The following is a 23,788-nucleotide window of genomic DNA, read 5'->3' on the forward strand; positions in this document are numbered from 1 at the left end:
TTCGTGTGCATGCTGCAGGAGTGAATGGACCGGATCTCAAGCAAAGAGCAGGGGTGTATCCGCCACCACCGGGCGCATCACCGATCCTCGGGCTGGAAGTGGCAGGCGAGATCTGTGCCCTTGGGGAGGGGGTGACTCAGTGGCAAGTGGGGGATAAGGTATGTGCCTTAGTCCCGGGAGGCGGTTATGCGCAATATGTCTTGACCTACGGCGCGCACTGTTTACCCCTGCCTGCAGGCTTTAGCGCTATTCAAGGGGCGGCGTTGCCGGAAACCATGTTTACCGTATGGGGTAACTTGTTTATGCGCGCGGGACTTAAAGCCGGGGAAACGGTATTAATCCACGGCGGCTCAGGGGGAATTGGGAGCTGCGCTATCCAATTAGCCAGCGCCTTCGGGGCCAAGGTTATCGCCACCACGGGGCAAGAGGAGAAGCGCGAGTATTGCCTAGCGCTGGGCGCTGAGAGAGTCGTTAATTATCGCACTGAGCATTTTGTTTCAGAGGTGATGGATTTTACTCAGGGTGAGGGCGTTAATGTCGTATTTGATATTGCTGGCGGTGATTTTAGTAACCTTAATTTACAGGCGCTCGCGCTGGATGGGCGCATGGTCTCGGTGGCAATGCAGCGGGGCGCTAAGGCCGAAATTGACCTCTTTCGCTTAATGGCCAAACGTATCCTTTGGACAGGGTCGACCCTAAGACCCCAGAGCATCACAGCCAAGGCCGCGATCGCCACACAATTGCATGAGCGGGTGTGGCCTCTGCTCAACACTGGGAATATGGCGCCGTCGATTTTTGCAACCTTTGCTCTGCAGGAGGCGGCAAAGGCGCACGCGTTGCTGGAATCGGGTCAACATCGGGGTAAAGTGGTGTTAACCTTGTGACGCAAGTGGGCCACATCTGTGTAAAGTTGTATTTTCAAGACGTTGCGCCGCGAGGGATGATAAATAAAAGCCGCCTTCGTTGATTTTTTCGACTAAAGTCGTTGAGGGCTAAACTTTTTCGCGACTTTGGTCGAAATTAATGCGTAATAAATGAAAATTTCATGATATGAGGCATTGATTATCGGCAATATTCTGTAAAAATACCCAGTTGAAAACGTCAGAGACTTTCCGGCGCTATTCGTGGATCAAAGCAAGCGACGCTTCGCTTATTCAGACTAAAAAACTCATAGTGTATGTGTTGATTTAAGGGTATTGGCATATATGTATAACACAGCAAAGAAACAGGTTTGGTATGGTGAGCTGAGAACATCGAAAGGCAACGCGATTGTCGTCCATGACAACCAGCTGCCAGACGCCTCCCCTGGACGAATCTACTTATACAATACAGAGCGTGATGCCATTGTTGAGTATGTTGAAGATATCGTTAAAGTGAACCTATATGATTTAGATGAGGCTGCGTTGAAAGCTGCTGAGGCTAAATTTAGTGGTGCATGGAAAGCGGCTCGGGCTCAATTCATGAGTAAGCATCAGGCCCGTATTGACCTCAACAATGTCAAGGACACCGCGCCAGTTCGCAAGGCGAAGCCAGACGTTGAGCCTGAAATTGAAACCGATGCTATTGGTGTCGATTTTGATGACGATTGGGGCGATGATTTTGATGATTAATACCGGCCTTGCCTAGCGGCAAAGGCGGTGAGTGTAAGGAATAAAATAGCCATTATTTTATTCCTTAACGCTATTTCCCCTTCGTTATTCCCTCGTTAAGACAACCCCGTTGTCGACGCTCATCGCTCATCGGTTATAGGTTATTTAGCCGCCGTCATCGATTACTATCCCTTGGGGATGCGTCCCGCTCCGGCGCTGGCCGAGCAAAGATACACAGTCGCATTGATATTGGTTTGTGCAAAAAACGCCTGCTCAACTGCACCGACAACTGCATCGGTAAGCTCATGATCGACTAGGGCGACGACACAGCCATCGGTCATGCGAATACCGCCACGCTCGCCAATCACTTGGCTGACAATGTCCACCAACACATCACACTCTGGTAAGGAAATATCAAAATCGTCCCGTAACGACGCATGGGATTGCGCCATTAGCTGACTAAATTTGGGAATATTATTTTGCTCAAGGGCTCTGGCAGCGCTTTGGGTGCGTCTGTTTTCGGTTACAACATGCCTTGCTCGGCGATATAAGGTGTCCGCCAGCTTCCCTTTGGCTTGTTCTAATTGGGATAAATCCAGGTGGCGCAACGCATCGAGGCCAAAGTAGTGTGCTGCTTGGGTGCATTCGTCACGGCGCTGCTGATGGATAGCGGCTAAACGCTGTTTTTCCATGTGGATATCGATGATGATTAAGCTGAGGTGCTCAGGTAGTGCTATGGCCTCACAATCCAAATCTAGGCAATCGATGAATAGTGCATGATCGACCTCGGCCATGGCACTGCTCATGTGGTCCATAATGCTGCAGGCCGACGCGATGTATCTATGCTCGCCCCGTTGGGCGAGTTGCGCGACTGCCATGGGAGATAAATGCAATTGATTGCAGTCGCTGAGCGCCGTGCCAAAGGCCACCACGAGCGCACCCGATGAGGATAATCCCGCGGCGAGGGGCACGTCACCGACAATCGCCAGATCTAAGCCCTTTGCCTCTAGGCCGGTATGGGCCATTGCTGCGGTAAACCCTTTGAGGTAATTCACCCAGCCATCGGCGGGATCGATATGGCCCTCATTGCCAAAAGTCCATTCCTGAATTTGTCCCGGAAAGGCATCTGCGACGGCGCGAAACAGCCTGTCATCTCGGCGTTTAACGGCAATCACGGTATGGAAATTAATGGCGGCGGGTAACACAAAACCCTCGTTATAATCGGTGTATTCACCGATAAGATTAACCCGTCCAGGAGCTTGATATAAATCGTCAGCCTGAGTGCCAAAGGTTTGGACAAACAACTTAGTGGCGCGCTGCGCAGGGTTTGACATGCTGTAGAAACTTCCAAAAAAGCTGAGCTAATTTTGTTCTGTATGTGATTTATATCACGACTGAGTTACTGATGTAACGGAGATTTTTTAGGGCAAGCGCAGATAGCCTAAGGAGAGTCAATATCGGCACCGCCTATCTCCCCGATAAGAGGGCAACTTGGAGCTATTGTGTTGATTCGTATTCAGTAAAACCTTTATTCATGGCAGTTGCTTTACTGGCTGTTGGGCTCAATCAAATGAGCTTGTCGGCGGTATTGTTAAGGTGACGGGTATGCTTAGTGGCGATACTGAAGTTGGTTGCGAAATATCGGTTGGTTGCGTGACGTCGCGCAGGTATTGCGCCCTGAGCCATTCAAGGCTCAGGGCGCATGGTGACGAGCCATTACTTGGTGACTATTGACTCATGTGGCACGCTTTGGGGAGTGTCAGTCAGTAACTCATGGATAACATGGTCGACAAAACCGGCACCCGCGGCTCTGTAAAGGTTATATGTGCTGTGTACCCCGCAGGCATGCAGCGCTTCGGCATCTTCGCTGTATTGCACGATGGCACTGATTTTTCCTTCATAGTTGAGCTTTTTAAGCTGCTCGACCGCAAACATATTCCCTGCATGGTGCGGCATGGCAAGGAGCACTAATTCTAACCCCGGGGCACGGTCGAGCTTTTCCCAAAAGTCGGTATCAGCGGCATCGCCTTGGACCACATTGCGACCTTTGGCTTTATGTAAATCCACCAGTTCTTGCTTATGTTCAATCCCGAGGATTTCGCCATCAAACTTGGCGCGTAGTTCATCGTAGGCACCGCTGCCGATTCGGCCCATACCGAGAATTAAAAAGCGCGGATTGCCAATCGGAATTTGCCGATCTTCTGGGTGTAAGGGGCGCTTTTCCAATCGAACTAAACGTTGTTGAAAACGTTGGTAAATATTACCTACGGTCGCGTTTAATGGCGCAGCGACTAAAAAGCTAAAGCTTAAGGCAACCGCGATGATCACTAACCATTGGGGCGGCAACCAGCCTTTGCTGGTGGCGACGGCCGCGACAATCAGGCCAAACTCACTGAAGTTACCAAGATTAAATGAACCTAGCATTGAGGTTCGTGAGCGCAGCTTAAAGCGGGTTAATAAATACACAAATAGTAGGATCTTGACCGGGATGAGTAACACTAATAACGCGGCGAGTACGATATCTTCAAGCGTCGGCAAGCCGTTGAGTCCAATGGTCAAGAAGAACGCGACGAGGAACAGCTCCTTAAAATAGAAGAGGGATTTGGCCAGCTCTGAGGATTTTTTGTGGCCAGCTAAAAGGATGCCGATGATCAGCGCCCCTAAGTCAGGTTTGAGTCCTACCGCCTCAAATAACCAAGCGCCGACCACGAGTGCCATGACTAGGCCAAACAGGACCAGCAGTTCACCGTGGCCAACACGGTCAAAGGCCTTATAAATAAGCGGTTTGGCCAAGGGGAGTAGGAGTAGAGCAAAGGCCCAAACCGATGGAATATCGCCCTTGGAAATGGTTAAAAACAATACGGCGAAGATATCCTGCATAATCAGGATCCCGATGGCCACTCGGCCATAAAGGGATTGCACATCCCCTTTATCTTCCAATACTTTGACGGCAAATACGGTACTCGAGAAACTTAAGGCAAAGGCGAGTAGGGTGAGTTGCTCGAAATGCAGGCCAGTAAGCTGTGTCAGGCCAAATAGGCCTAGCAGCTTGAGGAATGGCACGAAAATCAGCATAGATAACAGCAAGTGCAGGCTTGAGCCTGCCCACACTTCGGCCTTAAATAGGCTGCGAATATCCAGTTTTAAGCCAATGGCAAATAGCAGCAGGGTGACCCCGAGATTGGCGAGCTCTTCGAGCAGGGGAAGGCTGGCTTTGTCAATGCCCAATATAAAGAGTACGAAGCCCGCAACGAGGTAGCCGATAAGGGGTGGCAGTCCAATTCGGCTGACGAGCATACCGCAGATTAACGTGATAATGAGGATGGCCGGTTCCATGAGTCTCCAGAGTAACAATGTGATAATGGAGAGAATTGTATAAGAAATCGGTGACAGAGGGATAAAAAAACGGACTTTTAAGTAAAAAAGCCCGTTTAAAATTGTTATAACCTTAAAAGGTCAATGTGACGAAGGCGCTGCGATGGTGGCCTCCTCATCTCATGTTATGCCCTTGAGGAGGCATCGACGGCTAAAAGGCGCCAAGCTTTGGCGCCGAGCCATTGAGTGATAGATGGGAGATCAGTTCACGATATGGTCTAAATGGCTGGCAAAGTCCTTTGGCCCCATAAAACCAGTAACGCGTAAATCATCCCGCAGCTTACCTTGTTGATCAAAAATGAGCAGGGTTGGCAAGCCCAGCACTTGGTATTTTTCTAGCAGTGCGACATCCTGGCTATCACTTTGGGTGACATCGGCCTGCAGCAGCACCATTTTATTCATGCGCGTGAGCACGTCGGCATTCTTAAAGGTGATGGCCTCAAACTCTTTACAGGCAACACACCAGTCGGCATACAAATCGAGCAGCACCGGGGTGCCGGCAGCGCTGGCGGCGGCAATTTCGCGCTCAAGATCCTCAATGGATTTAATCCGTTTAAACCCATGGCTATCCTGAGTTGCGCTTTGTGTTACCACCTTGTGGCTAAAACCGAAATATCCCATTACCGCTTGGAAACCATAGGAGAAGCTTGCCAGTAAGGTTAGGGTGAGCAACACCGAGCGAACCGTTTGCTTCCAGCTAAAGGGGCTGAGTTTATTTTGATGCATGAGGTAACCGGTGAAGCTAATGCCCCAAAGTGACCATAACACATCGGATACGACTCCCGTCCAAATGCGGCCGAGCATGACGATAGAGACGGCGATCAGCAAGAAGCCAAACACGGTTTTGATGATATTCATCCACGCGCCAGCCCGCGGTAGCAACTTACCACCCGAGGTGCCAATGATTAATAGCGGCACGCCCATGCCCATGCTGAGCACATACAGAGCGAGGAAGCCCTGCAACAGATCCCCCGTTTGGGCGACATACACTAAGGCTCCCGACAGCGGCGCCGTGGTGCAAGGTGACGCCACTAAGCCCGAGATGACGCCCATCAAAAATACGCCAACTAAATTGCCGCCTTTTTGATTGTTTGATGCTGAGTTTAGCTTTTCTTGCCAGCGAGATGGCAGCGCTAAATCATACAGGCCAAACATGGATAAACTGAGCACAAAGAACAGGATGGCAAGCACCACTAACACTACCGGGTGTTGCAGCGCTGCTTGGTATTTCATTCCCGCCGAGGCGACCACTAAACCGAGAAGAGAATAAGTAATGGCCATACCTTGCACATAGGCCATGGAGAGGGTGAAGGCTTTTGTGCTGGAGAGTTGTTGTCCTTGGCCGACAATGATCCCCGAGAGGATCGGGTACATAGGGAAGACACAGGGCGTTAATGCGAGGCCTATTCCTAACCCAAAAAAGATCACTAAGGTCCAAATGAGGCTGTCATTTGACAGCATTTGGCTGAGGCTGTCTTGTTGAGTCAGGGGTTGGGTGGCAGCTTGGCCTGAGCTGGCTGCGGTTTCTGCTAAGCTGAGCTGACGCTCTGCAGGCGCGCGAGTTGAGTCCTGATTACTCGCATCGGCATCCGTAGCCAGGTTAGCGCCAACTAACTTGCCATCATTGGCTGCGACTGCCTTAAGGGTGATGTCTCGTTTGGTTGGTGGATAACATAGCTTGCCTTCGGCGCAACCCATAAACGTGACGCTTAAAGTGCTATTTTCTGCGGCCTGTTTTAGCCCAACCGGGATATCGATATAGGTGTAATAGACCTCTTGCTCACCAAAGTACTCATCGTTATGGGGCTTCCCTTTTGGCAGTTCAATGGTGCCTAACTCGGCACCATTTACGGTAAATTTGAGTTTATCACGGTACATATAGTAACCGTCGGCAATCACCCAATTGAGTTTGACCAGATGCCCTTCTTGCTTCGCGTCGAGGACAAAGGCCTTATCGACGGGCATCAGTTCCGGCTCACTTTTTAGGAAGCTAAAGCTACTGGCAACGGCATGGCCACTGTGCATTAAGGGGGTGAGAAGCAATAAAGCGGTGAAGATAAAGCTAAGTAATTTTTTCATGGCTGAGTGTTATCTTTTATCCAATCTAAGTAGGCTGGTAGCCCGTGAGTCACAGGTACGGCAATAATTTCAGGTACTTGATAAGGGTGTAATTGTTGCACGAGTTGTTGTAACTGCGCATAACGGCTTTGTAAACATTTAATCTGTAAACTCACTTCTTGCTCTTGGCACAATTTCCCCTCCCAGTAATATATCGATTGGATGGGGGCCGATATCTGCACGCATGGCGCGAGACGCGCCGCAACGAGGGCGTGCGCTAAGCGCTTGGCCTGGGCTTCATCTGGGCAACTGGTGTAGACCAGTAAATAGTTATCTTGCATGGTGTGGCTTATCGTCCCTTAACAATCTTAAAATCTGCTTAAGCCTGTTAGGCTAAGTTACTTTACGTGTTTTCATCGTTTTACACATTATTGGGGTCACAAAAGGGTGAGCTAAATTACATTCCCTTGCCGACTTTGGGGGGGATGACTTGAATTAAGACCGGTTAAGCCCCATTTAGTTTAGAGGATAACGATTTAAAACTGAGGTCGGTATGTTGTTAATGCTTTTTCTACTCTTTGTGCTGGTCCCAGTGATTGAGTTGTCGGTGCTTATTCGTGTCGGTGAAGTGCTTGGGCCTTGGACGACGGTAGGCTTAGTGTTATTTACCGCCGTGTTGGGCGTATCGTTAGTGCGTAGCCAAGGGTTAAGCACGCTGATGCAGGCCCAGCAAAAAATGGCTCAGGGTGAGGCGCCAGGGCAGGAAATTGTCGAAGGCATGATGTTAGCGATGGCGGGGGTGTTGCTGCTGATCCCGGGGTTTGTCACTGATTTTATCGGGATTTTATTACTGACGCCTTTTACTCGTCGCCCCATCGCTGCGTGGTTTTTTAAGCGTATGCAACTGCGTGTTGTCTCGGGGCTTAATGCTGGCATGCACGGTCCTTTTGGCCCCGACATGACGGGGGGGAGGCACTCTCATCCTTTCGGTCAATCTCCTTTTGAGCAGGATAAATCCTCTGGTGGCAATGTGTATGAAGGTGATTTTGAACATAAAGCCGAGCCCAATGAGCATAGGTTAGACGCTAAACCGACGGCGGATAAAGAGAACCATCCCAAAGGGTAATCGTTGTCTCCTCGTCAATTGCCCGTTTGGGGTTGTGCTGGCTCATGTCTATTGACGTTGACATCACGCGACAGATTTAAGTGACTCCCGCGCGTTAAAAAGAAAGCCACTCTCTTGTCAGATAGTGGCTGTTTAGTTTTTTAGCTTTTTAGCGTTAGAGCTTGGCTTGTTAATGAATGCCGTCTGATTATTTTCTGCGACGGTATAACATCGGTAACAATAGCAGGAGCCAATACCCTAACGCGCCACCACCGGATGATTCATTGCTTGGTGGTGTTGTTGGTGGTGTCGGTGGCGTTGGTGGTTTAGGTTCAATACCATCAGAAACGACGGTCAGTATAAATTGCGTGCTGGCCATATCGCTGGGATGAAGGGTATCCGCGACCGTCACGGTCACTGGAATCGTCCCATGGAAATTGGCTTTCGGGATCAAATTGATACTATTGCCATTGATTTCTGCAGTAAGATTTTCTCCGCTGACTTTTAGGCTATTGGGTACTTTGTCAGCATCAATAAAATTCACTTTGATGCCATCAATGCGGCCATTTTCGGCTACGGTCATATCGGCGATATCTGCCAGTTTTAAGTTGCTATTCACTTTAATGCTATGGGTTAGCGTGGCCGGAGTCGCTCCTTGTAGATCATGTGCAAACTTGATGTTCAACTCTTGACCTATGGCTTGTGGTTGAATGGCGGCTTTAAAGGACAGTTTAACCTCTGTTTGTTCAGGGCCTTGGTAATCAAAGCAGATCACCAAATCATCCTTTAGCACTTCATCTAAGTTATTGACGCCAATCACTTGATACAATAACCCTTCCTTCGGTCCAACATCCCGTGACCAGGCGCTATCAAAGCCTTCAATAAATACGGCACCTTGGCGTAAATCTGCGCCGAGGTTGTCATAGGCGAAGATAATTTCATACTTACCTTGGTGGTCGTCGATGCCGCTGCGTAGGATCGTTTGAAAATCAAAGGTCTCGCCAGTTTCACTGTCGGTGACATTATCAAACTCCATAAAGAGCAGATCGCCAAGATCGGGACGTTCTTCTGCATATTGGTTGGCTAAGGTTAAGCCGATAGGATCTTCCCAGTGGCGCATTGAATCCATAGTGAAACTACCACGCCAGAATGGCGCTAAGGCTTCCATCAGGAATCCAGGGCCGCGGTGTTGATACATATACCAATAGCCGGGGTTAAATTGCATTGCACCGGCAGGATGCATTCTCATATAGCCTGCGTTGAGTTGGTTATAGAGTTTGAACTCGGCGTTTTCTTTGTAAAACAGCCAATCAATTGGCACGTCAAAGTTCACGCCGGCATCGCCCACAAACCACTCGGCATTGGGTTGAATCCCAAACTCAGCAAATAGATCGATGTAGCCCCCTTTTGAGTGTTCATCGATTAACGGAGTTTTACACATCGCATCGCTAAGGTTCGTGCTGACTTTATAGTCGCGTTTGATATTGCGCCCGCTCAGTTGTCGCCCTGCCAGACTCAGCTGATTGGGGCTGCTTTGAATGGCCGCAGCAACGTCCTCATTATTGCTGCGAATACTGTCGGTGATTAACCGCATCCCCTCTGGCAACTTAATGTCGAGTTTATAATCACGGTCTTGGCTTTCAAGGTTGCCAGCGAGTTTCACCTCGATATCGACTTGATCTTCTACTCTGGCGCTGTCTTGGCTGACAGTCCAGCGCAGGGCGTCTTCACCGCGGCGAAGGTTGATGGCGCTAAAGCCAAAGCTGCCTTCAGCACCGGGGCCTGCACCTAAATCGATGCCACCGTAATAGACCTCGCCTTCGGTGGTGTTGGGAATATTCCATTTCAGCTCAAGCTGGTATTCACCTGTTCCATCATGGCTTTGTGGTCCGCTAAGCGACAGTTGTCCGTTATCGCTATCGGCACCAATAATGGCGTAGCCCGTTGTTGCGTTAATTTTCCCCTCGCCGTAGGGCATCGTTGTCGCTACCCAATAGTTACCGGGGCGCGGATTTTCAATACTGCAGTAGTTGTGCTCTGCTTGGCTGGAGGAAATACAGACGAGTTCTTGATCGTATTCATCCTTTATCACAAAGGAGTCATCTTCCCCAGGGCTCATAAAACTATTGTTACCATTACCATCTAAACCGACCATGATGTAAGGGAATGGCTTGTTATAACGCGGGGCCATTTCTTCTGCGGTCGTATCAAAGTGGGCACGTTGCACTTCGACCACTAAACGCTTGGTGTTTTCAGGCACGGTAATCTGGCGGATATCCCAGCCGATTTTGAACGCCTCAGGATCGATAAATGGTCCAACGGCTTCTAAATTAACATCATAGGTTTGTGGTTTGACTGGCCCATAAAATCGAGGTGTTAATTGGCTGTAGCTGTCGGTATTCAGCGAGAGTGATTCAGTGCCCTGATCCCGGCCGATATTCACTTCGATATGGCTAGGCATTTGTTCTGCTAGGCTACCGACTGAAATTGGCATATGGAGATCGGGGGATTTATTTTGGACTTCGGTTAATTTGAGCTGGCCGTCAAAGAAGGTGTAGTTATTGACGACATTATCCCAAGGGCTGTTGCCATCCTCTGGGTTGACTTTGTGCTCAATCAGTCCTGGCAATTTCGCGGTGATGATCAAGGTTTGGCTTTGTCCCGCTTTTAGGCTAAAGGACGTAGGTTCAACACTGAGTTCAAACTCAGGATCTATCGCCGTGGTTGACGCTTGCCATTGACCATCTTTAGTCGCAGTGACGGTCCTCATCCAACGACAGGTTTGCTCACATTGCATATCAACCATGGCGGGCGTATTGAGCCAACTGACAATGCCACCATTGCTTGGGTCTGCTTGTCGATAATTTTCAATACTTTCATCCATGATCAAGCCGCTATTCGCTGCTCTGGCAACGTTGATCCCACCCGCTCCCGCCATAAAGTTATAATTGGTTTTTATGAGTCCCTCATAGCTTTGCACGAGGACATCGCCTGCGGTCAACATTAATGCTGACTGAACTTCAGCGGGCGTCCATTGAGGGTTAAGCTGACTTAAGAGGGTCATTGCACCAGTGACATGAGGTGCTGCCATCGAGGTGCCACTCATGAATGTCCAATCGGATGGGGCTGGTGATGTGGTAAACGGTTGATCATCAGCGTTGGCCGCATAGATATCCACCCCAGGGGCGGCCAAGTTGGGTACTAAGGTGTCGTTAGTTTTACTCGGTCCCATGGAGCTGAAAGGCGCGAGAATATTGCCATTTTCACTGGCAATGATGTAGTCATTCGTGAAATCTGAAATGGTGGCAATGGCTGGTTTACCTGCCTTCTGGCTGTTTTGTATCCAGCGCCGCAATGACCAGCCGTGGCGAGCTTCTAAGTGAATGCCGGGGATAACAAAGGCATCTGCTGCCACATTATCCACTTGCCAATCAACGTTGAGCAGAATCATCCCGCCGCCGCCACCCGCTTGCACATGAATGGCTTTGTCGGTGCGAGGGATGGCGCCGCGTTCACATACCACGATGTGATCTGCATTGAAGGTGCCCTCGGGGAAGGGGGCATTACAGGAGGCTGCAGAGTAATTATCACTCGGATCGGGATCGGGGTAGTTGCCAGCGAGGACGACTTCACCCGTGATGCTGCCAGAATAGCTTTTGCCTGTCATGGCATTATAAGGGCGGCTGTTTTGGTCGCCTTGGAACTGTCCTAAGGTTTTATTGCCGGAGTCTAGCACGCGATCATGGGTGATTGCCCCGACGCTGGTGAGCCAAGGCGAGCTGTGATCGGCTGACCAGAATTGCCCCGCATTACCTGCTGCCGCAGCCACGTTGATACCCGCTTCGCGTGCAGATAAAAAGGCCAATTCAACCGGATCTGTCCATGGGAGTTGCTCTGCTCCCCCGATAGAAAAGTTGATACTGTCAACGCCGTCTTGGATGGCGTCTTCGATAGCCGCAAGAATGGCAGATTCAGGGCAGCCAGCATAGGGATCGCCGCTGCCTCCAGGCCAGCACACTTGATAAGAAATAATATGAGCCCTTGGTGCAACACCGGAGGTCGAGGCAAAGTTAAAGGGTAAATCTACGCCATCACTGGTTTTGCCGGCGCCCGCAGCTTGCAGTGGTGTGTTATTGAGGCTATTTCCGGCGGTGGTGCTCGCAGTGTGGGAACCGTGGCCATTATAATCCTCACCATTGGCGGGACGGATTTGTTCCTGTTGCCAAGGATATGCTTGAAATTCTGGTGCAGAATAGACATCGGTGATTTCCCGATAGGATCGAACCCCGATGAGTTTGTTATTACATAATTCGGGGGAAGCAACGCAATCCCCTAAGTACTTACCCGCTCCTAATGGGTTGGCGGCGGCGTAGTCATCATCGCTTGCAAAGGCGGTGTGGTCGGTATTGATACCGGTATCAATGATACCGACAACCATGCCTTCCCCTTTGGCGCTGACACCCGCGTCGGTTCCACCACTCCAAACGACGGGGCCATCGATAAATTGTGGCCCTCTATCCGTCGATAACTGCATGACCCTTTCTAAACTGATGTGCTGAATCCCGGGCATGGTGGCCATCAGTTGCGCATCAGATTCGGTCATTTCAACAATGATGGCGTTATTGGCGATGGTCAGTTGTTTTTTAAGCTGGACATGCGCGCCTTTTTGCTGTGCTTGTTGAATAACACCTTGTTGCTGTTGTTTTAAAAATGATTGATAAGCTTGTGCATTGGCGGTGTTAAGGCTGACGCGGCCTTTGGCTATGACAGAGCGGTTATTCGGTGCTTTGGTGGCGGTAAAGTGTCGAATACCGCCGCCATAGGTGGCCAAGGGGTCGTGTTTTAATTGCACTATGTAGTTGTGTTTGCCCATTAACCCTGGGGTGGGCTTAAAGATGGATGTTGGCTGAGACTGACGTGTGTGCTGGTTTTTTTGCCCTGGTTGGCCAACAAAAATATTGCCTTCTAAAGCGGATTTATATTGTGCATTGATGTTTTGTACATCTTGCTTATTAAAGGCCGGAATATAAAAACCGGATTGATGCTTAGTTTGTTTGGCGGGTTCTGCAATGGCGCTGCTTATCCCGGCAAAATAACATGCCGTGAGGGTCGCAATCAGTGTTTTTGCTCCCAGTTTGTGGTGAGTACCCATAAATCTCCGTTGTTGTATTTTTGTTTTCGGGATAACAAATCTATAACACGACGAGAGGGGAGTATATCTAAGAAGGGGCGGCTGTAGCTCAATCGCTCCGCACTATTAATGTGCGTCTAGTGTTAAGCGTTGTAATGTGTGTAATTACTGAATTTAAGTGCTGTTTTTTTGTTATTTTTATGTTTTTTTTAGATGATTCATCTTTTTGCGGTGAAACATTTTGTATCATTTGGCCGCGGGTGTCATTCACATGTTGTGTGAGGTTTTGTTTATTGCGCCTTACAAGGCATACCCGGTGAGCTCCATGTAACCGTTTCCCCGGTGGCTGCCAGAGACTTCGATGGGGCCTTCCCAGTAAGGGGTGGATAATGGCATGGCACTATTAGGATTGAGCGGGGTGATCTTCAGATCAATTGCTTCACTGGGGATGCGGATCTGCCAGCTCACGGGGTAGGTGCCTGTAGCGGTGTTATGCCACTCAAGCGGCTCCATGGTGATACCGTTGGGGTGCTCGGTTGAATTGATATTGCGGCCGGTACCATCAGGGTACATTCTTCTGGCACTGTAAAAGGCTGAGTTTGTTTGTGTGGCGTGGGTATTGGCGTGCCAGTCTTGGCGCTGAGTTAGCGAAGCCATCGCAGCCTGAGCTGCTGGCCGGAGCTGAAATAACATCAGAGCTGAGCCATCGTCTAAACGCAGGGCAAACCAGTCCCATCCCTGTTGTTCCTTATTTAAAAATTGCGAGCTCCATTCCCTATCTAACCAGCCTTTACCGCTTACCGCTTCCACTTTGCCGTGGCGGCTGATTTCGCCTGTAATATCGATAAAGGGTTGGCTGTAATAGTAAGAGGCGACTTGCCCATCATGACTTTTGACACTGTAACCCCTATCTCCTTGAAATTGCAGCTCTGCTTGACTATTAAGGATGAGCTTGTAGCTCATATCTTGGTTTTCCACGGTTAATGTCGCTGGAAATAGCGCCGTGCCTTGGCTTTGCCAGAGCCAATTATCTAAGCGTACTTCGAAGGGGCTAGCCTTAATGCCCGCAAACTCACTGTGATGGCGTGACCACTTTTCAGCGGCGTGGTGCTCGCGGCTTGATGTGAGCGCACTGTGGGCAAAATACAGTTGAGAACTGGCCCAAGGTGTCGCTTGGGGAGGTGCGGAAGCGGACGTTTGCGTGAGTGTTGATGCCGGTTTTAGTTCGGGTTTTAGTTCGGGTTTTAGTGCTACCCGAAACTGGGTCCATTGAGCACCCAGAGGCTCGCCTGTGGCGGTGGTTAAGTTAGCGGTTAAATACCACCACTCTATCCTGAAGTCATTATGGGCTAAGTGATCCCGCGGAAAACTGAAGGAATAGCCGGGCGCCACAGTTGCAAAGGCGGTATGGTCGCGGCTTGCTTGCCCGAGAACCGTGGCCATCGAGGTAGATGGTGCCGTGGATGAGCCGGTTGCCGGGCTCGCGTGGGGGAGAGGAGCGACGCGGTCGCACGATTGCAGGCATAGGAGAGTTAATAGTAACGCTAATTTAGTTATGTATTTATTTATCATAAGGTTTCCTGCTGCAAACTGGTGATAATGGGTTTGCGGGTTTGCCAATAGAGGGGCAGGCAAACCGCAAGGGCGCAACTGCCAAGGGCGATAACCATGGCGTTGGCATAGGTCTGCCAGTCCCAGAACATGGCAATGCTCCAGCCAAAGGCCTGCAGAGTGATTTTATGGATCAGCAGGTAGCCCAATATCGCTCCGGTCGGCATGGCGATGAGGCAAGTGAGCAGGACGACGATAAGCATTTGCGTTGCGACTAAGGTGCCTAATTGTCGCCGACTGACACCAAGGGCGTATAGCCTTGCCAGTGGCGCTTGTCTGGCTTGGGTTAACATTAAGCAGGCACTAAAGAGGCCAATGGCGGCGACCAGTAAGGTTAAGCTGTTTAACACCAGCGTGATGGCAAAGGTGCGTTTAAACATAGCGATCGCTTGGTTTTTTATCTTACTTTGGCTAACCACTTGCGCTTGGGCTAGGCCAAGCTCGCGGGCTAGATCCTGTTGTATTTGTTCAAGTTCTGACTCTGTCGCCCGCGGCTTGCCCCCTTGACCATAAAACCGCGCCGCGAGGCTGACGGGCAGCAAGGGTAACTGTGCTTGCCGCCAAGTATGCTGGCTGATAATGGCTTCGTTACCAGTATTGCCGTGGTCATAGTAAATCCCGGCGACGAGCAGCGTCTGGGGGGCGTGCTCACGAGCTGAGTCGTGGCCGTTGAGCGACTGGCTCAGCACATCCACCGTTACCCGATTGCCCAGTTGCAGTTGATACTTTATTGCCAGCGGCTCACTTAGGAGGATGTAGGGTTCGGTCATGTTGGCAGACCACAGTTCCGGCAGGCGCTCTTTTAAGGCACTGGTGTGCTGGAGTGAATAATCATCCCGGCTGAGCAGTTGAATGGGAAGCGGAGTCCTCTGCGCGTCAACCACATTCGCGGGTAAATCAATAGCGCTTGGCGCGGGGGCGGCTGGCCTGCCCAAGCCTTGGTTGTGGTTCTGCCCATCGCTACCGGTGACAATGGCAAGCTTGGCCTCAATTTGCCACTGTTGATACAGTTCGCTCACTCGTGGGTCTTTGGCGAGATGGGCTTGGATGGCCGCCATCTGATGACTGGGCGGGCGCAGATACACATCAGCATGCAAGCGGGTCTCAAGCCAGGTTGTTAGGGTGCGTTCAAAGCTGCCAACAAGGGTGTTCATGGCGATATTGGCGCTTAAGGCCAGCAAAATGGCCATCATCGCGAGGGACAACGGCGCGATAAGCTCTCGGGTTTCGCTCACCATATACTGCCATAAGCCCGCTTTGGCCAAGGGCTGCAGCCCATTGATGGCCCAGTGCAGTAATTGTGGTAGGAGTAAGGGAATGGCCAGTGTGACCAGTGCGAGCAATATCAAGCTGGTGTTGTAATGTTGGCTTAAGGGAAAACCAACGGCGACCAAGGCCAATAGGGCGCAGGCAAAGGCAAATTGTTTGGCATGGGTTTGCCTTTGCGCTTGGGTGTGCTGATAGCGATGCGCCCCCTGAGCGAGGGGCTGACGAGTCAAATCCAGATACAAAGGCAAACAGGCCGCGAGGGCGGCAATTAAAGTAAGGCCGGTGGCCTCAACGAGCCAGCGCCATTGCCACTTTCCCGGCAGTAAGTGGGCACCGTAGAGCTGCTCTAAGGTCATCGCCACCATAGGCTGCAGCCAGTGACTCAGTTGTAGCCCGAGAATAAAACCTATGCCTGTGCCCAGTAATACCAATAGCAGGAGTTCTAGCAACAGCGCTAGCATCAAGGCCTGCCGAGTTAGCCCCTGCTGTAGCAGTTGAATTAACAGTTTTTGGCGTTTCATTAGACTGTAGCGCACACCGTTATAAGCGATAAACAGACCCACGATGAAGGCGAGCATGCTCATGGCATTGAGGTTGAGGTGAAAGCTGCGGGTCAAGGCCATGAGGGTTTGGCCCTGATCCTCTAACGTAAAGCTGGCACGCTTTGGAATGAGGCCCAATTGGCTTAATTGCGCCTTGAGGGCAGAGAGATGCCCGCCCTCATTAAAAAGGGCGATATAACTGAGCTTACCCTGCATGCCTAGTAGGGATTGGGCAAGGGATATATCCGCCAATATCGCGCTACCTAGGCCCCATTTGTCGTCAATCGTCAGCACTTTTAGGTGAATGTCATCGAGTTCAAGTCGGCCTTCGGGGGCGACCTTGGCAGCAAAGCTGTCACTCATGATAACGAGCCCTTCGCCGCTTAAGAGTTCGCCAAGGGGAAGGGAGGCGCGCAGATCCTTGGGATGGGTAGCGTTAGCCGATGGCGGTGGCTGAAGGCTGATGGCTGCGACAAGATCGCTGCCTTCAATTTGCCATAATTGGCCCTGCTTACCCGCCACGCGCCCCGTGACCACCGCAAGGCTGCGGCTCAGTCCTGCCCGCTTCAGGGCAAAATATACGTCTTCATCGAGATGCTCTTGCCCAACAGGAGGGGTGAGTAAGGCATCGGCCCGCAGACTTAAGAGTTCGGTCGCCTCGCTGTAGCTACGAATGGCATTATCGTTGGTGGCTTTGACCCCAATCAATAGCGTCACGGCAAGGGCAATACCGAGCAGCGTCGCCCCCGCTTGTAATGGACTGTGACGGTAATGGGCCCAAAAGACCCGGGCACTGAGCCACGCAAGGGTGAAGGCGCTATCTCGCTTTGGTTTAACCTGAGTGCTTGCTTGCGGTTTTTGTGGGGGGAGCATCTTAGCCAACCTTAACCGGACACGGCGACGTGACCCTGCGACAAATGCCAGCGTTTTTGCATAAATGCTGCGCAGGATTCACTGTGGGTGACCATTAAAATACTGGTGTGGCTGGCGCCTGCCAGCTCACATAGGAGTGCCATCACCTGTTGACCGGCGCTATCGTCTAAGTTGCCGGTGGGCTCGTCGGCCAGCAGTAAGCTGGGCTGATGGGCGAGGGCTCTGGCGATGGCGACTCGCTGTTGCTGGCCCCCCGATAACGCCTCCACCTGACGATGTAAGAGGGGCGCAAGCGCCAGCTTTTCGACTAAATAGTCACACCAAGGAGACCAAGGTTTGCCGAGCAGCTGTAAGGGAAAGGCGATATTTTGCTGTACGTTGAGGGGCGTGAGTAAGTTAAATTGCTGAAACACCACCCCTAAGGATTGGCGGCGAAACTGGCTCCATTCAGTATCCTGCCAAGTCGCGGTGGCTTGGCCGTTGAGCGACAGCTGACCGCTATCGGGCATTTCAAATCCAGCGATTAAATTCAATAAGGTGCTCTTGCCGCTGCCGCTTGGCCCAGTGAGCGCCACGGTTTGTCCTTTGAGGATGGCAAGATCCACCGACTGCAGCACAGTGTGGCGCTGCTCGCCATCGCGAAAGCTTTTGCTGATCTGCTGCAGTGTGGCGACGTTGGTCATTAAGTTCTCCATGGATGATAAACCGGATGCAGCCGAGTGACATCAGCGCTGCGTTTAAGTTTGGCCGCACGTTAGCCGTAAACTCTGTCTTAAGATATGCCAGCCGACACACCTATAGATACTGATCTTGGTGCAAAAAAGTTCATTGGCTGTATTTTAAAGTGGCACTTGCTTAAAAAAGCCGCGTTTGTTTGCCCGCGTGATCTCACGCTAGGATTAAGGGCTTGAGCCACGGCGCATTTTGTTGCATTCTGTGCAACCTGTTAAAACGTTAGCGTTTTAACAATCCGTTCGGATGAAGGTAGCAGGAGAGTGAGGAATTAACCTCACACCGACGAGGCAACTTGGATTTTGATAACATCCAAGCACTCTTTCAGGTGCCGCAAGGCGTGGACTGTTACTGGACGAGCCTCTGGAGAGATTACCGCCACAGTTAACCCTATGACTTAATATGGTTAATTTGCTGGACTGGTAGCGCCGAAGGCGAAAGTATTGCACGGCTCTTTAGCCGCCAATGCGAAACGCTCAGGCAAAAGGACAGAGGAGAGGATGACTGCACAGTCCCTGTCGTTTGTCGCCTTGGGCTATGTTTACCTTTAGCTGGGCTGAGCTCGCATGGCGCAGATGGCACAACGCCTCACGCCGGAGTCTCGTTTTCCCAGATTGCGCTAGGGGTTGCATAGTGTTATTGCGCCCGACTGCGGCGCGTCACAGCCATTTCTTTTCCTCCTCCCTTATTAATTTATGTTGTTTAATAATTGAGGAATATCATGAGTTTTCAAGCTTTTCTTACCGATATCAACGCGATTGTTTGGGGGCCGATAACCCTGTGTTTGCTAGTGGGTACGGGTATGTATCTCACTGCTCGTCTTCGGCTTATTCAAGTGTTTCGTCTGCCGCTGGCGCTAGGTTTATTATTCAAACCCGCTAAAGGCCACGGCGATTTATCCTCCTTTGCCGCCCTGTGTACCGCACTGTCAGCCACCATCGGCACGGGCAATATTGTGGGGGTGGCGACAGCCATTAAAATGGGCGGGCCCGGCGCATTATTTTGGATGTGGCTCGCGGCTTTTTTTGGCATGGCCACCAAGTACGCCGAATGCATGTTGGCGGTAAAGTATCGCACGACCGATGGCCGCGGGCAGATCGCCGGCGGACCGATGTATTACATTGAGCGCGGTTTAGGTTGGTCGTGGATGGCCAAGTTATTTGCCCTTTTTGGTGTGGGCGTAGCGTTTTTTGGGATTGGCACATTTGCTCAGGTCAACGCCATCAGTGATGCGCTGACGATTGCCTTTGCGGTGCCAACTTGGCTCACCGCCTTGGTGTTAACCTTGCTGGTGGCCGCCGTGACCTTAGGCGGTGTTAAACGGATTGCCAATGTGGCGCAAAAGCTGGTTCCGGCTATGTCGCTAGGTTATGTATTGGCCTGCTTGTGGATCTTATTTGCCTTTGCTGAGCAGATCCTTCCCGCATTAAGCTTAGTGCTGACCTCGGCCTTTACGCCAGTGTCGGCTGCAGGGGGCTTTTTAGGGGCGACGGTGGCTCAGGCGATTCAAATCGGGATTGCTCGAGGGGTGTTTTCCAATGAATCTGGCCTTGGCAGCGCGCCCATTGCGGCGGCGGCAGCCAAAACCAATGAACCCGTCGAGCAAGGCTTGGTGAGTATGACGGGAACCTTTTTTGACACTATCATCATTTGTACGATGACGGGGCTGGTGCTGATCATGACTGGCGTCTGGAGTGGTGATGCCGCGGGGGCGGCCATGACGAGCGCGGCCTTTGGCCTTGGCGGCTCGGCGCTGGTCGGGCAATATTTAGTGACGATTGCGCTAGTTTGTTTTGCGTTTACCACCATTTTGGGCTGGCACTACTATGGCGAGCGCTGCTGGTATTATTTAGTGGGTGAGCGTGGACTGCGTGTTTATCAACTGCTGTTTTTAGCCTTGATTGCTGGTGGGGCTTTTATCAAGCTTGATGTCATCTGGTTACTGGCCGATACGGTCAACGGCTTAATGGCTATCCCTAATTTAATTGCGATAGTGGGCTTGCGCCATGTCATCATCGCTGAGACGCGCAGCTATTTTGCGCGCATGCTGCCAAGCCCGGTGGCCAGAGCGTTGTGTTAATGGGCGGTGTTACTCTCCTTTGTTAGACAGGACAAGGTGTGTGGCCCATTTGAGATGAGTCATCAGCCACGGTTTAATGGGCATTGATAGTGATGGCGGCAGGGAGCGCTGCCGCTCGGCTCTTTGTGGTTGTTTGCTGCGCTATTTTTTTACCGCTGCGTGCTGGGCGGCCAGCTTGTTAACGATTATTGTTTATAGGCACGTTATTGTTTGTCGCCACGGCGTTCTTCGTTTACTTTATGGTTGCCGGTTAAAAAGTGAACGCTCAATCGCCGATAGCAATGAGGTTACGCCATGGAACAAGGTCAACTTCGCACCTTTCGCAGTAAAATTTTATCGCACATCGCTTTGCCTCTCATTGTCGTCATGACGGTGGTTTATGGGGTTAGCGCATGGTTTCGTTATCAAACTTTGCAAACGCAGTTTTATAGCAGCTTAACCCAGCAGGCCAATTACGCGGCGTCGCACTTACAGCAGATTGTTGATCACGCCCAAGATAACACGCTGGCCCTCGCGGATTTTATCAGTTTATTGGCGGACCAAGAGCAGTTACACGATGCTCAAAAGCTCGATGCGCTATTGCGTAATCGCCTTGAGCGCAATCCGACGTTTTTTGGCTCAGCGTTGGCGTTTAACCCCGAATACTTCAAAGACGGTAGGCTATTTGCGCCCTATGTGTATCGTGAGGGGGAGCAGTTTAAGTCCCTCGACATCGGCGCCCAAGGTTACAACTATAGTGATGGCTCCTGGGATTGGTGGACCAACGCGCTTAATCAGCCAAAGGGATATTGGTCGAAAGCCTATGTTGATAAGGGCGCCGGCAATGTGCCCATGGTCTCCTATTCCGCTCCCTTTGGTTTTTCGCAACCGAATCTTGGGGTGGTGACAGTTGATTTAGCCTTAGATAAATTACCCGCGCAGTTAGGCATCACCCCGCAGCGCTTGGTGGTGTTAGATGCCGTAGGTCGGCTACTGTTTCACCCTGATTCTGCTAAATTGCTAGCCGATGCTTCCTCTCGTTGGCTAGATAACACGCTTCCCCAAAACGCTTCTTTTTGGAAGATGGCAACCCATGGTCAAGGTGGGGAGGCCCCCGTGCTTGACCGTGAGGGGGCGCGGCATTTTGCCAGCATCGCGACAGTGCCTAAATTAGGCTGGCACATTGTGGTCACGGCCCCAGAGCAGGCGCTGTTCACGGCATTATTTGATGAGCTTCGCGCCATCATGCTTTATCTGTGCCTGCTAATCTTGCTGCTGATCGCGACCTGTTACTTTGCCGCTAAACGCTTAACTCGGCCATTGGAGTTACTCGAGTCGGGCATGCTCGCGTTTGGCCAAGGTAAGGCCCTGCAACTGACGGTGCCGCCAGGTGCGGTCAGTGAAATCGTTACCTTAAGCCACACTTTTAATCAAATGGCTCAATTATTAAGCGAGCGCGAGCAGGCCATACTCGATTCCCGTGGTAATCGTTTTGCCCAATTAATTGATGGTATGAGTGATAAATCTTTTTATTGCTCTCTCGATCCTGCAGGACAATTGGCGCAAGTCAGCGATGGGGTGACTAAGGTATTGGGCATTTCCCCTGAGTTACTTAAGCGCAAGTATCAACGTCTGTTTTCCGTTAACCCTCTCAATGAGCAAAACTGGGAATACACCGATCTTGCCCTTAAGGGCCAGAATGTGCCGGCGCATCAAGTCGAAATGCTGGATGCCCAAGGCCATCTGCGGCGGCTTGATGTGTTTATGCAACCCTTAGTGTCGGCAAGCGGCGAGCTGATGTCGGTCGAGCTGCTATTCACCGATGTGACTGAGCAATTTTCAGCGGCGGCCTGGGCCAATGCGGTGCTGGAGGCTGCGCCAGAGGCGATGTTGATTGTTGATGACAAGGGGGCCATCGTGTTTACCAATAGCCGCTGTCAGCACTTATTTGCCTATGAACCCGGTGCGATGCTCGGATTGCGCGTTGAGCAATTACTGCCCAAGGCGTTAGGGAGTGTGGATATGCTGGCGTGGCAAGACATGTTGCTGCGCGGGGGGAATGGCGGCACGACTTTCGTGCCTCAAGTGCAGGCACTTAAGGCCAATGGTGATGAGTTTATTGCTGAAATCGCCCTGAGTATACTGCCCGCTGATGTCGATGGTCACCGGCAGATTGCCGCTTCTATCCGTGATATGACGGATAAACTGGCCATCGAATTTAAAATTCGTGAGAGTGAAGAACGTTTTCGCGGCCTAGTGTCGAATATCCCCAGCGCCGTTTATCGGCTGCGCATTGGTGAGGAGTGGCTGATGGAATACGTCAGTGACAATATCGCCCAGATCACCGGTTATGCGGCCAATCAGTTTATCAACAATCAGACTCGCACTTATATCTCTTTGATTTTAGAGGAAGATCGCCAGCTATGTCAGCAAGCCATCGACAAAGCGCTGACACTTAAGACGACCTTTGAGGTGGAATATCGCATTTGGCACCGTGATGGCAGCATTCGGTGGGTCCATGAAAAGGGGAAAGCCTGTTACAGCCCCGAGGGTGAGCCCCTGTGGTTTGATGGTAGCCTCGATGATGTCACCGACAAAAAGCGGGCGCAGGAACAGCTTGAAGCCTCGCGCCGGCAACTCAGTAACATGACCGAATCTCTCCCTTGTACTGTGTTCCAGTTGTGTTGGCACCGAGATTCGGACCGGGCCTTTAGCTTTATTTCGGCCTCCGCGATGCAAACGCTTGGATTGCATCGAGATGATTTGCTTGCAGATTTTAATCTTATAGCCGAGCGGGTGGTGGAGGATGAATGCCCTGCCATGGCGCAGGCATTGTCGGGGCGCAGTGAAGATAAGTTGCAATGGCTTCGAGAGTTTCGTTATCGCCACCCCAATGGCAGTGTGCGCTGGATGGAAACCGGGGCCTGCGGTCATCAAACGGGCGAAGGCGCGATTGTGTGGAACGGTTATGTGATGGACATTACTGAGCGCAAGGCCATTGCCCAGGAGCTGGCGTTAAGTGAAGCCCACTTTAAAGCGTTGTTTGATGGGGCCACCATTGGGATTTTAAATCTCGACCGGCGTGGCGTGATCCTCGATTGCAATGAGCAATTCTGTCTGGATATGGAGCAATCCCGGGAGCAACTGCGTAATACGTCGATTTTTGAGCTGATAAGTCCGCAGGATCGGGAGAGCGCCAAACAACAGTTCACCGATGTCAGGGAAGGGCGTATCGATCATTACCGCGCCGAGCGCAGCTTTATCCGACCATCGGGGACGCCACTGTGGATGGCCGTTAACGTGTCAGCCTTGCTTGATGACCAACAACAATTCGAGTCGGCCGTGGTCAGTATGGTCGATATGACCGAGCTTAAGGTGTTAGCCGATAAGTTACGGATAGCCAAGGAGCAGGCCGATGCGGCGAGCAAGGCCAAAGGGGATTTT

13 protein-coding genes and 1 riboswitch are annotated in these 23,788 nt (G+C 51.2%); of the genes, 5 read left to right on the top strand and 8 right to left on the bottom strand.

Features of this window, described 5'->3' with window-relative positions; translation table 11 throughout:
* On the top strand, nucleotides 1–884 hold an 884-nt coding region (locus ACRCZA_RS06770), incomplete at its 5' end, for a zinc-binding dehydrogenase (protein WP_438673693.1).
* A 321-nt stretch (nucleotides 885–1,205) separates the two neighbouring features.
* Nucleotides 1,206–1,610 carry a hypothetical protein gene (locus tag ACRCZA_RS06775; RefSeq protein ID WP_438673694.1) on the top strand — a complete coding sequence of 135 codons (405 nt, stop codon included), beginning with the start codon at nucleotides 1,206–1,208 and terminating at the stop codon, nucleotides 1,608–1,610.
* 164 nt (nucleotides 1,611–1,774) lie between these two features.
* Here ACRCZA_RS06775 and galK read toward each other — a convergent pair whose 3' ends face one another.
* The 4 genes from galK to cutA all read right to left on the bottom strand — a co-directional run bounded on the left by galK (nucleotide 1,775) and on the right by cutA (nucleotide 7,363).
* On the bottom strand, nucleotides 1,775–2,923 hold the full coding sequence (gene galK / locus ACRCZA_RS06780) for a galactokinase (protein WP_438673695.1): 1,149 nt from the start codon (nucleotides 2,921–2,923) through the stop codon (nucleotides 1,775–1,777).
* A gap of 382 nt (nucleotides 2,924–3,305) precedes the next feature.
* Nucleotides 3,306–4,925 (bottom strand): cation:proton antiporter domain-containing protein, encoded by a 1,620-nt coding sequence (locus tag ACRCZA_RS06785; protein WP_438673696.1) that lies wholly within the window; start codon nucleotides 4,923–4,925, stop codon nucleotides 3,306–3,308.
* 240 nt (nucleotides 4,926–5,165) lie between these two features.
* The gene (locus tag ACRCZA_RS06790; RefSeq protein ID WP_438673697.1) at nucleotides 5,166–7,043 is read right to left on the bottom strand and encodes a protein-disulfide reductase DsbD; all 1,878 of its coding nucleotides are present in this window, start codon (nucleotides 7,041–7,043) and stop codon (nucleotides 5,166–5,168) included.
* Nucleotides 7,040–7,363 carry a divalent-cation tolerance protein CutA gene (gene cutA / locus ACRCZA_RS06795; RefSeq protein ID WP_438673698.1) on the bottom strand — a complete coding sequence of 108 codons (324 nt, stop codon included), beginning with the start codon at nucleotides 7,361–7,363 and terminating at the stop codon, nucleotides 7,040–7,042. Before cutA ends, ACRCZA_RS06790 begins: the two co-directional genes overlap by 4 nt.
* Nucleotides 7,364–7,575: 212 nt before the next feature.
* On the opposite strand from cutA, the gene ACRCZA_RS06800 reads away from it, so the two are divergent.
* The gene (locus ACRCZA_RS06800; RefSeq protein ID WP_438673699.1) at nucleotides 7,576–8,148 is read left to right on the top strand and encodes an FxsA family protein; all 573 of its coding nucleotides are present in this window, start codon (nucleotides 7,576–7,578) and stop codon (nucleotides 8,146–8,148) included.
* Nucleotides 8,149–8,335: 187 nt separating this feature from the next.
* On the opposite strand, the gene ACRCZA_RS06805 is transcribed toward ACRCZA_RS06800, so the two are convergent.
* From ACRCZA_RS06805 to ACRCZA_RS06820, 4 genes are all read right to left on the bottom strand, one after another.
* The gene (locus tag ACRCZA_RS06805; protein ID WP_438673700.1) at nucleotides 8,336–13,279 is read right to left on the bottom strand and encodes a S8 family serine peptidase; all 4,944 of its coding nucleotides are present in this window, start codon (nucleotides 13,277–13,279) and stop codon (nucleotides 8,336–8,338) included.
* A 279-nt stretch (nucleotides 13,280–13,558) separates the two neighbouring features.
* A complete protein-coding gene (locus ACRCZA_RS06810; RefSeq protein WP_438673701.1) occupies nucleotides 13,559–14,701 on the bottom strand; it encodes a lipocalin-like domain-containing protein in 1,143 nt (380 codons plus the stop codon).
* Nucleotides 14,702–14,826: 125 nt separating this feature from the next.
* Nucleotides 14,827–17,553, bottom strand: a complete 2,727-nt coding sequence (locus ACRCZA_RS06815; protein WP_438673702.1) for an FtsX-like permease family protein — start codon at nucleotides 17,551–17,553, stop codon at nucleotides 14,827–14,829.
* An 11-nt stretch (nucleotides 17,554–17,564) separates the two neighbouring features.
* The gene (locus ACRCZA_RS06820; protein WP_438673703.1) at nucleotides 17,565–18,236 is read right to left on the bottom strand and encodes an ABC transporter ATP-binding protein; all 672 of its coding nucleotides are present in this window, start codon (nucleotides 18,234–18,236) and stop codon (nucleotides 17,565–17,567) included.
* Nucleotides 18,237–18,638: 402 nt separating this feature from the next.
* Nucleotides 18,639–18,787, top strand: a riboswitch (glycine riboswitch).
* 219 nt (nucleotides 18,788–19,006) lie between these two features.
* On the opposite strand from ACRCZA_RS06820, the gene ACRCZA_RS06825 reads away from it, so the two are divergent.
* Together ACRCZA_RS06825 and ACRCZA_RS06830 are read left to right on the top strand one after the other, a co-directional pair.
* A complete protein-coding gene (locus tag ACRCZA_RS06825) occupies nucleotides 19,007–20,365 on the top strand; it encodes an alanine/glycine:cation symporter family protein (protein WP_438673704.1) in 1,359 nt (452 codons plus the stop codon).
* A gap of 294 nt (nucleotides 20,366–20,659) precedes the next feature.
* A partial coding sequence (locus ACRCZA_RS06830) for a PAS domain S-box protein (protein ID WP_438673705.1) occupies nucleotides 20,660–23,788 on the top strand: 3,129 nt, incomplete at its 3' end.

The sequence above is a fragment of the Shewanella sp. genome, assembly GCF_051658185.1.
Classification (GTDB): Bacteria; Pseudomonadota; Gammaproteobacteria; order Enterobacterales; family Shewanellaceae; genus Shewanella.